11 protein-coding genes are annotated in these 12,950 nt (G+C 64.9%); 5 read left to right on the top strand and 6 right to left on the bottom strand.

All coding sequences use genetic code 11. From position 1 onward, the window contains the following. Nucleotides 1–144: 144 nt before the first annotated feature. Together E1748_RS24025 and E1748_RS24020 are read left to right on the top strand one after the other, a co-directional pair. Nucleotides 145–1,074, top strand: coding sequence for an anti-sigma factor family protein (locus E1748_RS24025; protein WP_133649772.1), 930 nt, complete (start codon nt 145–147; stop codon nt 1,072–1,074). A gap of 198 nt (nt 1,075–1,272) precedes the next feature. Beyond that, entirely contained in the window at nt 1,273–2,838 is a 1,566-nt protein-coding gene (locus E1748_RS24020; protein WP_133649771.1) for a methyl-accepting chemotaxis protein, read from the top strand. 15 nt (nt 2,839–2,853) lie between these two features. Here E1748_RS24020 and E1748_RS24015 read toward each other — a convergent pair whose 3' ends face one another. The 5 genes from E1748_RS24015 to cadR all read right to left on the bottom strand — a co-directional run bounded on the left by E1748_RS24015 (nt 2,854) and on the right by cadR (nt 7,120). Beyond that, the gene (locus tag E1748_RS24015; protein ID WP_133649770.1) at nt 2,854–3,651 is read right to left on the bottom strand and encodes an ABC transporter substrate-binding protein; all 798 of its coding nucleotides are present in this window, start codon (nt 3,649–3,651) and stop codon (nt 2,854–2,856) included. 34 nt (nt 3,652–3,685) lie between these two features. Then, entirely contained in the window at nt 3,686–4,840 is a 1,155-nt protein-coding gene (locus E1748_RS24010) for a pyridoxal phosphate-dependent aminotransferase (protein WP_133649769.1), read from the bottom strand. Between the two features lie 155 nt (nt 4,841–4,995). Next, nucleotides 4,996–6,390 (bottom strand): ATP-dependent RNA helicase DbpA, encoded by a 1,395-nt coding sequence (gene dbpA / locus E1748_RS24005; protein WP_133649768.1) that lies wholly within the window; start codon nt 6,388–6,390, stop codon nt 4,996–4,998. 17 nt (nt 6,391–6,407) lie between these two features. After that, nucleotides 6,408–6,593 carry an SIR2 family NAD-dependent protein deacylase gene (locus E1748_RS24000; RefSeq protein ID WP_133649767.1) on the bottom strand — a complete coding sequence of 62 codons (186 nt, stop codon included), beginning with the start codon at nt 6,591–6,593 and terminating at the stop codon, nt 6,408–6,410. A gap of 95 nt (nt 6,594–6,688) precedes the next feature. Further along, the gene (gene cadR / locus E1748_RS23995) at nt 6,689–7,120 is read right to left on the bottom strand and encodes a Cd(II)/Pb(II)-responsive transcriptional regulator (protein ID WP_133649766.1); all 432 of its coding nucleotides are present in this window, start codon (nt 7,118–7,120) and stop codon (nt 6,689–6,691) included. Between the two features lie 80 nt (nt 7,121–7,200). On the opposite strand from cadR, the gene E1748_RS23990 reads away from it, so the two are divergent. Further along, entirely contained in the window at nt 7,201–9,531 is a 2,331-nt protein-coding gene (locus E1748_RS23990) for a heavy metal translocating P-type ATPase (RefSeq protein ID WP_133649765.1), read from the top strand. 39 nt (nt 9,532–9,570) lie between these two features. Continuing rightward, nucleotides 9,571–9,888 (top strand): double zinc ribbon domain-containing protein, encoded by a 318-nt coding sequence (locus tag E1748_RS23985; protein WP_133649764.1) that lies wholly within the window; start codon nt 9,571–9,573, stop codon nt 9,886–9,888. A gap of 40 nt (nt 9,889–9,928) precedes the next feature. On the opposite strand, the gene E1748_RS23980 is transcribed toward E1748_RS23985, so the two are convergent. Continuing rightward, entirely contained in the window at nt 9,929–11,002 is a 1,074-nt protein-coding gene (locus E1748_RS23980) for a helix-turn-helix domain-containing protein (protein WP_133649763.1), read from the bottom strand. Between the two features lie 356 nt (nt 11,003–11,358). Here E1748_RS23980 and adh point away from each other — a divergent pair, with 356 nt between their 5' ends. Beyond that, complete coding sequence (gene adh / locus E1748_RS23975; protein WP_133649762.1) at nt 11,359–12,879, top strand: aldehyde dehydrogenase; 1,521 nt, start codon at nt 11,359–11,361, stop codon at nt 12,877–12,879. Nucleotides 12,880–12,950: the final 71 nt, after the last annotated feature.

The raw sequence follows: 12,950 nt of genomic DNA, 5'->3' as shown, positions 1-12,950 counted from the left end.
AGATCAGGCAATCCGGCGAACCGACGCGCTCGCAAGCAGTCCATAAGCAACAGAAACGAACAGCAACAGGCAACACATCGATCAGACCGTCGATGAACAAAGAGAAGCCTTGATTCCATCTGCACAGGGAAACGGCGCAGAGCCATGAAACCGGACGATATCGAACTGCTGGCCTACGTGAACGGCGAATTGCCGGAGCACGCGCGCGAAGAAGTCGAGCGCGCGGTGCAGACGTCGCCGGACGTCGCGGAGCAGGTCGCACTGCTGCGCGCGTCGCGGTTGCCGTATCGCGAGGCCTTCGCGCAGCAGAAGCTGCCGCCGGTGCCGTCGCGTCTCGCGGCACAGATCGAGGCGCTGGCCCGCGAGGCGGCGCAGAAAAACAGCAGCGCGGCTCAACCGGGCGTCAACGATCCCGTCATACCGACAGAACCGGGCATCGCAAATACAGCACCGATCCGCTCACGCCTGCGCGTCGCACCCGCCTGGCTCGCGGTCGCGTTCGTCGCCGGTGCGTTCATGTGCGGTGCGGTGCTGCGGTTCGCGCCGGGCGCGGCGTCAGGGCTCGGCGGTTTCTCGACCGCATCCGCCGACACGCGCCCGTGGATCACCGCCGCCGCCGGCTATCAGCAGCTCTATTCACGCGAAACCCTCGAAAACGTCGATGCGAACGCCGAGCTGTCGGAGAAAACGCTCGAGCAGATTCGCGACCAGGACGGCCTCGCACTGAGCATCCCCGATCTGCGCGACGCCGGCCTCACGTTCAAGCGCGTGCAGCGGCTGCGTTTCGGCGACAAGGCGTTGGTGCAGATCGTCTATTTGCCGCAGCAAGGCGCGCCGGTCGCGCTGTGCGTGATGAAGGAAGCGAAGCCCGATGCGGCCGTCGCGACAGCACGCGTCGCGAGCATGAACGTCGTCACATGGCGTCAGGCCGAACTGGGCTACGTGCTGATCGGCCAGCCAGGCGACAGCGAGCATATCGATCTCGACGCGCTCGCGAAGCGCATCTCCGGTAACCACGTCGACTCGCTGTTCAGCGACGTCACGACACTCACCTCCGCCATCCACGCCGGCTAACTTCGCGGCAGCGAACGCCGAACACCGGACGGAATAAATACCACCGCCCGTCTGTTCTGTTCTCGACGCGGCAATCGTTGAGCGTCAACCCGACCAGACCGACCCAAGCGGCACTGCCGCGCGGATCGCCGGACTGCGTCACCACACACGCTATCCGGCCGCACAAGCACGCCGGCACAAAATCGAAAAGAGGCTGTCATGACTATCGTCCGTCGGCTCATCGCCACGCTCGGCGCGGCGTTGCTCGCGCTGTCGTTCGTCGGCGGTTACGGGCTTACGCAATTGCATCAGTCGTACTTTCGTATCGAAGGTATCGAATCGCACACGATTCCCGGTTTGAAATCGATCTCGATGGCACTCGACGACGTCGCCGATATGCGGTTGAACGTGTACCGCTATGTGGTCGACGGCATCGACGATGCGAGCCGCACGTCGATGGAAAAACTGATCGCGATCGCCGACCGCCGCTTCGACGAACACCTCGCGGACTACCAGGCGCACGCCGTCTCCGGCGACGCCGACCAGAAACTGCTCGACGCCGATCGCGCGCACATCGCCGCGTATCGCGACGCACGCGGCCTGTTCTTCGAACGCATCCGCAGCGGCGACCGCGACGGCGCGCTCGCGATGCTGCATGACGGCGGCGCGGTACACAACGCGGCGCTCGCGCTGAACGACGGACTGCACGAACACCTGAACGACAGCGTCGCGCGCAGCAACGCGGTGCGCGAAGAAAACGAAGCCGCGTACCGGCTGGCGTTTGCGCTGATGCTGGCCACGATCGGCGCGGCGCTGCTGCTGGTCGGTGTGCTCGGTGGTCGGTTGTACAGCGTGATCCGCGACGGACTCGACCGTCTGCAGTCGACACTGCAACAGGTCAGCCAGCATCTCGATCTGTCGCATCGCGCGGAGGTCGCGCGGATGGACGAGATCGGCCACACCGCAGTCGCGCTGAACACGCTACTCGCGCGCGTCGCGGATGTGGTCGCCGAAGTGCGGCAGTCGAGCGACGCGGTCGGCATCGCATCGCGGCAGATTGCAGCGGGCAACGGCGATCTGTCTGTGCGCACCGAACGGCAGGCCGCATCGCTGCAGCGGACGGTCGCGAGTCTCGGTCAACTGACGATCGTCGTTCAGCAAAACGCCGACCGCGCACAGGAAACGAGTGCGCTCGCACTCGAAGCATCGCGCGTGTCGGACAGTGCAAGCGAAACGGTTCGACGCATGGCCGGCACGATGAACGAGATCGCGTCGCGCTCGTCGCAGATCGCCGACATCACCGCACTGATCGAGGACATCGCGGTCCAGACGAACCTGCTCGCGTTGAACGCTGCAGTCGAAGCAGCACGCGCAGGCGAACGCGGCCGCGGCTTCGCCGTCGTCGCGACGGAAGTGCGCAGCCTCGCGCAGCGCTCGTCGGCTGCGGCGAAGGAAATCAAGGAATTGATCCAGCACTCGGTCGCGACGATCGAATCCGGTTCGCGTCAGACCGATGAAGTCGGCCGCACCGCGAGCGAAGCATTGCGCGCGACGCAGCGGGTCGCGCAGATCGTCGGCGAGATCGCGGCGGCATCGGATCATCAGGGCCGCGAGATCGAGCAGGTGAACGCGGCGATCGGTCAGATCGACGGCGTCACGCAGCAGAATGCCGCGCTCGTCGAAGAGGCGGCCGCTGCGGCCGCGTCGCTCGACGAACAGGCGGTGCGCCTCACCGGCGCGGTCTCGGCATTCAGGCTGAAGGAAACAGCCACGGCAGCGGCCTGAACGGGCAACAATGCGTTACTTCGCCGATACGTCGATGTTGCCGAAGTACTTCTGCGCGAGCGTCTTCACGGTGCCGTCGCTCTGCAGCTTCGTGATCGCCGCATCCAGCCGTTCGCGCAGCGCGGTGTCGCCCTTGCGGATACCGAACGCGACGCCGCTGCCGAGGATCTTGTCGTCGCGCACCGGCTCGCCGACGAACGCGAAGTCCTTGCCGTCGGGACGCGACAGGAAGCCGGTCTGTCCAGCGGGTGCGAGCACGAGCGTCGCGTCGAGACGACCCGCCATCAGATCCGCGTAGACCTGATTCTGATCCTGATACGGCACGACGTTCACGCCGGCGGGTTCCCAATGCGCCTTCGCGAACGTCTCCTGAATCGACGCCTGCAGCACGCCGACCCGCTTGCCCTTCAACGATGCAGTGGTCGGCCGCAGACCGCTGTTGCTGCGCGCGATCAGTTGCGTCGGCACGCGATAGATCACGCGCGTGAAGTCAATGGCCTGACGACGCTGCTCGGTCGCGTTCATCGCCGAATTGATCGCGTCGAACTTGCGGCCCTGCAACGCGGGGATCAAACCGTCGAACGACGTCTCCACCCATTTGCACGTGAGATGCGCGGTTGCGCACACTGCATTGCCGACGTCGATGTCGAAGCCCTGCAATTCGCCGTTCGCGCCCTTCGATTCGAACGGCGGATACTGCGCTTCGAGTCCGAAGCGCAACACCGACGTATCGGCGGCGAGCGCCGGCAGCGTCATCGCAACCGACGCCGACGCGAACGCGCATGCCGCCAGCAGGTACCTGAATGTTTTCATTGCCGATCCCCTTTCCCTTGTTTGCCTTCGCTTGTCAGATCGAACACAACCGGCGCGCGCCTTCGATCAGCGTCGCGTCGTCTTTCGAAAAACTCAGCCGGATCACGCCGGCATCCGTGCCGTCGGTATAGAACGCGGACAGCGGAATCGTCGCGACCTTCGCATCGCGGATCAGTCGCAGCACGAAGTCGCTGTCGCGCTCGTCGGAGAAATGACGGAAGCGCGCGAGCATGAAGAAGCTGCCTTCGCTCGGCAGCAGTTCGAAGCGCGATTCGCGCAGCGCGTCTGCGAGCAGATCGCGCTTCTTCTGATAGAACGCGGCGAGGCCGAGGTAGCTGTCCGGCCGAGCGAGCGCTTCGACGAACGCATACTGCATCGGCGTATCGGCAGAGAACACCATGAACTGATGCACCTTGCGGATCTCGTTCATCAGTTCGGCGGGCGCGACGCAGTAACCGACGCGCCAGCCCGTCACGTGATGCGACTTGCCGAACGACGACACGATCACGCTGCGCTGCACGAGCTCGCGATGCCGCGCGACGCTCTGATGCAGCGCGCCGTCGAACACGACGTGCTCGTACACCTCGTCGGACAGGATCACGATGTCGGTGTTGCGCGTGAGTGCGTTTAGACGTTCGATATCGGCGGCGTCGAACACGGTGGCGGTCGGGTTGTGCGGCGTGTTGATGATGATCATCCGCGTCTTCGGCGTGATCTTCGCGGCAACCTCGTCCCAGTCCACGCGAAACCCCTCCGACGACAGCTTGATCGCCACCGGCGTCGCGCCCTGCAGACGCACGATCGGTGCATAGCTGTCGAACGACGGCTCGAAGTAGATCACTTCGTCGCCGGGATGCACGAGCGCGCTGATCGTCGAATACAGACCTTCGCTAGCGCTTGCGATCACGGTGACTTCGTCGGCCGGATCGTAGTGCGCGCCGTACAGCGTGGCCATTTTCTGCGCGAGCGCTTCGCGCAACGTGCCGATGCCCGCCATCGGCGCGTACTGGTTGTGCCCCGCGCGCATTGCGCGCGCGACGCCTTCGACCAGTTGCGGATCGGGCGCGAAATTCGGCGCCCCTTGCGAGAGATTCAGCGCATCGTGTTCGGCCGCGAGCTGACCGATCACGGTGAAGATCGTCGTGCCCACGTCGGGCAGTTTCGAGCGGGCGTGCAACGCGCTCTGCATGAGCATTCCTCCTGGCATGTGTGCGGGCCGCCCTTCATGCGACGGTCCCGTCCGGTCTGCCGATTAAGCATCAACCGGCGCATGCTCACAATCGAATCTTTGTCATGCGCGGCATGCGTTTACGTCATGCCGCTGCGCGGATCGCACGCCGTGCGTCACTCGTCCATCAGCCGGACCTTGACCTTCTTGCCCTTCACCTTGCCCGCGTTGAGCTTGCGTAGCGCGTCGCGTGCGATACCGCGCTCGACCGCGACGTAAGTCGAAAACTCGGTCACGTTGATCTTGCCGATCTGCGCGCCGTTAAAGCCCGCGTCACCGGTCAGCGCGCCGAGCACGTCGCCGGGACGGATCTTTTCCTTGCGGCCACCGAGAATCTGCAGCGTTTCCATCGGCGGCAGCAGCGGTCCGCCGCCGGCCGGCTTCAGTTCGGCGAGCGGATGCCATTCCACCTCGCGTCCCTGCGCCTGTTCGATTCCGCCGACGCGTCCCATCTCGTCCATGCTCGCGAGACTCAGCGCCCAGCCGTCCTGATCCGCGCGTCCGGTGCGGCCGATGCGGTGCGTGTGCACTTCCGGGTCCGGCGTCACGTCGACGTTGATCACCGCTTCGAGCTGCGCGATGTCGAGGCCGCGCGCGGCGACGTCGGTGGCGACGAGCACCGAACAGCTGCGGTTCGCGAACTGGATCAGCACCTGATCGCGTTCGCGCTGATCGAGTTCGCCGTGCAGCGCGAGCGCATGAAAGCCCTGCGCGCGCAGCACGTCGAGCAGATCGCGGCATTGCTGCTTCGTGTTGCAGAACGCGAGCGTGCTGACCGGTCGATAGTGATCGAGCAGTTGACCCACCGCATGCAGCCGCTCGTTGTCCGACACTTCGTAGAAGCGCTGACGGATCTTCGAATCGTCGTGCCGCTCTTCGAGCTTTACCTGCTTCGGATTGCGCAGGAACTGCTGGCTCAGCTTCGCGATGCCGTCGGGGTAGGTCGCCGAGAACAGCAGCGTCTGACGTTCCTTCGGGCATTGCTTCGCGACGGTCGCGATGTCGTCGAAGAAACCCATGTCGAGCATCCGGTCCGCTTCGTCGAGCACCAGCGTGTTCAACGCGGACAGCACGAGGCTACCGCGTTCGAGGTGATCCATGATGCGGCCCGGCGTGCCGACGACGATGTGTGCGCCGTGCTCGAGGCTCGCGGTCTGCGGACGCATCGGCGTGCCGCCGCACAGCGTCAGCACCTTGATGTTCTCTTCGGCACGCGCGAGACGGCGGATTTCCTGCGTGACCTGATCGGCGAGTTCGCGCGTCGGGCACAGCACCATCGACTGCACGGCGAAGTTGCGCGCGTCGAGCCGCGCGAGCAGCGCGAGCGAAAACGCTGCGGTCTTGCCGCTACCGGTCTTCGCCTGCGCGATCAGATCGTGACCCGCGAGCGCGATCGGCAGGCTGGCCGCCTGCACCGGCGTCATGTCGACGTAGCCGAGCGTGGTGAGATTCGCGAGCGTCGCGGGCGGCAGCGGTAGCTGGCTGAACGGAGCGGAGGCGGGAGCGTTCATGTCGGTGTTGGCAGGGCTCACAGGAACGGACGGCCTTCGATCTGCTCGTAGACGACGGTGCCGTCTTCCGCTTCGAGCCGGTCGACGTAATTGCGCGCGCCGCACAGCGGGCAGCGAAACAGCAGCCCCTGACCTTCGTTGCGAATGACGACGTCCGACAGCTCCCACTCGTTGCCGCAGGACTGATTTCTACATGTGAACACTTGATTCTCCAGCTCGATGCCGTAATGGATTGCGCCGTCTGCCGCGCGGCGTGCGCGGCATGGCGTTGAGGCTTTTAATGCGTGCGGGCGGCTGCTCAGCCCAGATGCGTATGCCGCGACCGTGGCGCCGCTACCTGCATGTCGGCGAGGCTCTGGACGATCCCGCAGTCCTCGACCGCGCGCTCGACCTGGCACTGCTCGCGCAGCGCGGTGAGTTGCGTTTTCAGCTGCTTCAGTTCGTCGATGCGCGTGTCGACGTGCTCGATGTGCGCGTCGACCAGCGCATTGACCGCGCCGCACTGTTCCGCCGGGGTATCGGTGAAACGCAGCAGTGCGCGGATTTCGTCGTGCGTCATGTCGAGCGCGCGGCAATTACGGATGAAGCGCAGCCGCTCGACGTGCTGTGTGGTGTAGCTGCGGTAATTCGCTTCGGTGCGGTCCGCTTCGGGCAACAGCCCTTCCTTCTCGTAGAAGCGGATGGTTTCGGTCGTGCAGTGCGCGATCTTCGCGAGTTCGCCGATTTTCATGATGCCCTCCCGGCGTCCTTGACCTTGTAGTGGCTTCAAGGTGTTTACTAGACCACAAATCCTCCTCGGAAGCCACCTCCATGCGTTACGCGAACCACGACACCGACCATCATCACGCACCCGGCGAAGCCTGCGGGCAGGCGGGGAAAACGAAGGCTCATGGGCATTCTGGGCATGCGCACGAGCAGGCACATGAGCATGAGCACGCGCAGGAACACGTGCATGCCAGCGCCTGCTGTGCCGCCGTGCACGCCGACGAGGCCGCCGTACCTACCGCGCCGCTCGCCGCCTCTGTCACCACCGGCGACCGAGTGCGCACGCCGATCCGCATCCTGCAGATGGACTGCCCGACCGAAGAAGCGCTGATCCGCAAGCGGCTCGGCGGCATGCCGTCCGTGCATGCGATGGAATTCAACCTGATGCAGCGCACGCTGACCGTCGAGCACGCGCCCGACGCGCTCGGGCCGATCGTCGCCGCGCTGCGTTCGCTCGATTTCTCGCCGGAGCTGCCCGAAGCAGGCGCGACGCTCTCGACACCCGCCGCTGTGCCGCACAAGCCGTGGTGGCCGCTCGCGCTGGCCGGTGCGGCGGCGATCGGCTCGGAAGCGGCGAGCTGGCTCGGTGCGCCGACGTGGCTCGCAGCAGCGCTCGCGATCGCGGCGATCGCCGTGTGCGGACTCGGCACGTATCGGAAAGGCTGGCTGGCGATTCGCAACGGCAACCTGAACATCAACGCGCTGATGAGCATCGCGGTGACCGGCGCGCTGATCCTCGGGCAGTGGCCGGAAGCCGCGATGGTGATGGTGCTGTTCACGATCGCCGAGCTGATCGAGGCGAAGTCGCTCGACCGCGCGCGCAACGCGATCAAGGGCTTGATGGCGCTCACGCCCGCGCAGGCGACCGTGCAGCAGGACGACGGCAGCTGGCGCGCGCTCGACGTCACTGCGATCGCATTGGACCGCATCGTCCGCGTGAAGCCGGGCGAACGCATCGCGCTCGACGGCACGATCGTCGCGGGCGCGTCGAGCGTGAACCAGGCGCCGATCACCGGCGAGAGCCTGCCCGTCGACAAAGCCGAAGGCGATGCGGTCTTCGCCGGCACGATCAACGAATCCGGTTCGTTCGACTATCGCGTGACAGCCGCCGCATCCGACACGACGCTCGCTCGGATCATTCACGCGGTCGAGGAAGCGCAAGGCGCGAAAGCGCCGACGCAGCGCTTCGTCGATCAGTTCGCGCGCGTCTACACGCCGATCGTGTTCGCGATCGCCGTCGCGGTCGCGGTGGTGCCGCCGCTGCTGTTCGGCGGCCTGTGGCACGACTGGGTCTACAAGGCGCTCGTGATGCTGGTGATCGCGTGCCCGTGCGCGCTGGTGATCTCGACGCCGGTGACGATCGTCAGCGGGCTCGCGGCTGCCGCGCGGCACGGCATTTTGATCAAGGGTGGTGCGTATCTGGAACTCGGTCGCAAGCTCACGTGGCTCGCGCTCGACAAGACCGGCACGATCACGCACGGCAAGCCGGTGCAGACCGACAGCGAAGCGCTCGCGGATCTGCCGCTCGATGCGTGCCGGCGTCTGGCGGCGAGTCTTGCGGGGCGGTCGGATCATCCGGTGTCGCTGGCGATTGCTGCGGCGTTCAACACGGAAGTGGCGGGGGTCGCGCTGCAGAACGTCGATGGTTTCGAAGCGCTGCCGGGACGTGGCGTGCGCGGCACGATCGACGGTGTCGCGTATTCGCTTGGCAATCATCGACTGGTCGAAGAGCTTGGCCGCTGTTCGGCAGCGCTCGAAGCGCGGCTCGATGCGCTCGAACGGCAGGGCAAAACGGTGGTGATGCTGATCGACGACGCGCGCGTGCTCGCACTCTTCGCAGTCGCCGATACGGTGAAGGACAGCAGCCGCGAAGCGATCGCCGATCTGAACCGTCTCGGCGTGCGCACCGCGATGCTCACCGGCGACAACCCGCACACGGCCGATGCGATCGCGCAACAGGTCGGCATCGATGAGGCGCGCGGCAACCAGTTGCCGCAGGACAAGCTCGACGCGGTCGCGGCGCGTGCGTCGGAAGGCGCGGTCGCGGGCATGGCCGGCGACGGCATCAACGATGCGCCCGCGCTCGCTCGCGCCGACATCGGCTTCGCGATGGGCGCGATGGGCACCGGCACTGCAATCGAAACCGCCGACGTCGCGCTGATGGACGACGATCTGCGCAAGATTCCGCTGTTCATCCAGCTCTCGCGCGCGACACATTCGGTGCTGGTGCAGAACATCACGCTGGCGCTCGGGGTGAAGGCGGTGTTTCTCGTGCTGACCGCGATGGGTCTCGGCACGATGTGGATGGCCGTGTTTGCCGATGCGGGCGCGAGTCTGCTGGTGGTCGCGAATGGGTTGCGGTTGCTGCGTCGTTGAACGCGGTTCTCCTTAACTTTCGATAACGGGAGCAAGGCGATGGGATTCTGGGAACGGATGTTGAGCGGCGGTCATGGTGGTGGCCAGTGGGGCGGGCATGGCAACCGGGGAGGTCATGGCGGGGGCCACGGTGGGGGAAAGCATCGCGATGACTGGGGACGGGGTGAGTATCGTCGTCCGGTGCCCGAGGGTGGCGGTGGGGTTGCGTGCCCGTCGTGTCGTGCAGTCGCTGCGTCCGGTACGAGCTTTTGCGCGCAATGCGGTTCGGCGCTCGCGCCTGCGACTTGCAGCGGTTGCGGTAATGCGCTGACCGGTGGGGTGAAGTTTTGTGGGCAATGTGGGAAGGCGGCTGCGTGAGGTGTTGTGCGTAGTGTTCGTCAACAGGCCCGCTGATTCGCTAGTGCGCGAACATCGCGCTGACACCAGGTATCTGCGTATCGTCGCGGCCGCCGAGCGCAGCCTTCAACGTGTCCGACGGACGCATGCCGAAGAGCTTCCGGTAATCGGTGGCGAACTGGCTCAGATGCCAGAAGCCCCACGCCGCCGCGACATCCTGCACCGACCGTGCGCGCTGCTGCGCATCGCCGAGTTCACGTCGCGCGCCGTTCAGGCGAAGCGCGCGCAGATAGGTGGCCGGCGCCATGCCAAGCACGTCATGGAAACAGTACTGCAACGTGCGCCGGCTGACATGCAGTCGCTCGCACAATTCCGGCACACCGATCGGCCGCTCGCGATGCTTGAGCACATAACCGCGCGCCTCGGAGACGATCCACTGACGACGTCGCCGCGTCGGCATCGCGGCCGCATCGGTTGAAGGCCACGGCCCGAGATCGAACAGCGACGCGAGAATCGACGCCTGCAACGCGTTGCGTGCGAATGCGGATAGCGGTGCGCGTGAATTCTTATCGTCGAGCTGGTCCGCATCGAGAATCTGCTGCAGCGACGCGCACAACTGCGCCTTGCGTGCGCCGCCGATCGGCACGACCGCCGTGCGCGGCACGTGATCGTCGAGGCCGACACGCTCGACGTCGGCCGCGTAGCGACGCAACACCGCGCCGTTCACGACGACACCAAGAATCTCGTAGCCCGCGGGCGTCAGCAGTTCGAACTCGATGCCGCCGGGGCGAAACGCGAGCGCGTCGTCGTCGATGGTCTGCGTATCGATGCGGCCCGCGACGTCGTCATCACGCTCACGCTGCACAGGAATCCCAAACCAGTACGCGTCCTTCTGCACTTCGCAGGTCTGCCGCAGCGAATGGCTCGTCGTCTCGCGAAACACCTGCATGTGCTCGAGGCACAGCTCGGTGATCGTCCCGACGAAGCGGCCAGCCGTGAGCTGGTCGTAGGTCTGACGCCAGCCGTGCAGGTTGCGCGCCTGCTCGTCGGCATCGTGCGCGATGCAGGTCTGCACGCTGAACGGCAACGGCCCGGCGACTGCGGCGCCGGCGAAGGAGGATGCATCGCTCGTCATACGGATCGGCCCGGAAGCGCTGCACAGCACGTGCACCGCAATCAAAAGGAATGCCGAACGAACGCAAGTCCCATGCCGATAGAAACAGCACGCACGAGACCCGCACCGTACACGCCGCGCTGCTCAATTCCTGAACAGCGCTGTGCGCACTGTTCAGAAACGGTACGCCCGCGATGAACACCGTTGAACACATCCAGGACCCATGCCTCGCGATTGTGCCCGCTGCACCGTCGCGTATCGCACGCGCGTCGCATTGGCACGCTTCTGGCGTATGCGTCAGGCGGTCCATGGCCTGCACGGCCCAATACGCGAACACTGCACATACCAACCGTTCGACACATGTGAGGAGCACACAGATGAATCATGCGGACATGCAATTCCTGACGACCGAGTTTCCGTACAAGAAGCAGTACGACAACTTCATCGGCGGCGCATGGGTGAAGCCCGTAGGCGGCGAGTATTTCGACAACATCTCGCCGATCACCGGCGAGCCGTTCACATCGATTCCGCGTTCGCGCGAAGCCGACATCGAACTCGCACTCGACGCAGCACATCGCGCGAAAACCGCATGGGGCAAGACCTCGACCACCGAGCGCGCGAACATCCTGAACCGCATCGCCGATCGCATGGAAGCGAACCTGCAGCGGCTCGCGGTCGCTGAGGCAATCGACAACGGCAAGCCGCTGCGCGAGACGATGGCCGCCGACATCCCGCTCGCGATCGACCACTTCCGCTACTTCGCGGGTTGCGCACGCGCGCAGGAAGGCTCGATCTCGGAGATCGACGAAGACACCGTCGCGTATCACTTTCACGAACCGCTCGGCGTGGTCGGTCAGATCATCCCGTGGAATTTCCCGATCCTGATGGCGACGTGGAAGCTCGCCCCCGCGCTCGCTGCCGGCAACTGCGTCGTGCTGAAGCCGGCCGAGCAAACGCCTGCGTCGATTCTCGTGCTGCTCGAACTGATCGGCGATCTGCTGCCGGCCGGTGTGCTGAACGTGGTCAACGGTTTCGGTCTCGAAGCGGGCAAGCCGCTCGCATCGAACAAGCGCATCGCGAAGATCGCGTTCACCGGCGAGACCACCACGGGCCGCCTCATCATGCAGTACGCGAGCCAGAACATCATTCCCGTCACGCTCGAACTGGGCGGCAAGAGCCCGAACATTTTCTTCGCCGACGTGATGGACGCCGACGACAGCTACTTCGACAAGGCACTCGAAGGCTTCGCGATGTTCGCGCTGAATCAGGGCGAAGTGTGTACGTGTCCGTCGCGTGTGCTGGTCGAAGAGAAGATCTACGACCGTTTTATTGAGCGCGCGTTGAAACGTGTTGAGGCGATCCGCCAGGGCCATCCGCTCGACACGTCGACGATGATCGGCGCGCAGGCATCGCAGGAGCAACTGGAAAAAATCCTGTCGTACATCGACCTCGGCAAGCAGGAAGGCGCGCAGTGCCTGACGGGCGGCGAACGCAATACGCTCAGCGGTGAACTCAGCAAGGGCTACTACGTGAAGCCGACCGTGTTCCGCGGCACGAACAAGATGCGCATCTTCCAGGAAGAAATCTTCGGACCGGTGGTGTCGGTGACGACGTTCAAGAACGAAGACGAAGCGCTCGAGATCGCGAACGACACGCTGTACGGACTCGGCGCCGGCGTATGGACCCGCGACGGCACGCGTGCGTATCGCTTCGGCCGGCAGATCCAGGCAGGCCGCGTGTGGACGAATTGCTATCACGCGTACCCGGCACATGCGGCATTCGGCGGCTACAAGCAGTCGGGCATCGGACGCGAGAATCACAAGATGATGCTCGACCACTATCAGCAGACAAAGAACCTGCTCGTCAGCTATAGCCAGAAACCGCTCGGCTTCTTCTGACGTTGCAACTCCGTGCGAGCGGGCCGCATTGCGCGGCTCGCTCGTGTTCGTTCATTCGCGGCTTCATGGCG

It is taken from the genome of Paraburkholderia flava (assembly GCF_004359985.1).
Classification (GTDB): domain Bacteria; phylum Pseudomonadota; class Gammaproteobacteria; order Burkholderiales; family Burkholderiaceae; genus Paraburkholderia; species Paraburkholderia flava.
This window is presented reverse-complemented; position numbering and strand designations above follow the sequence as displayed.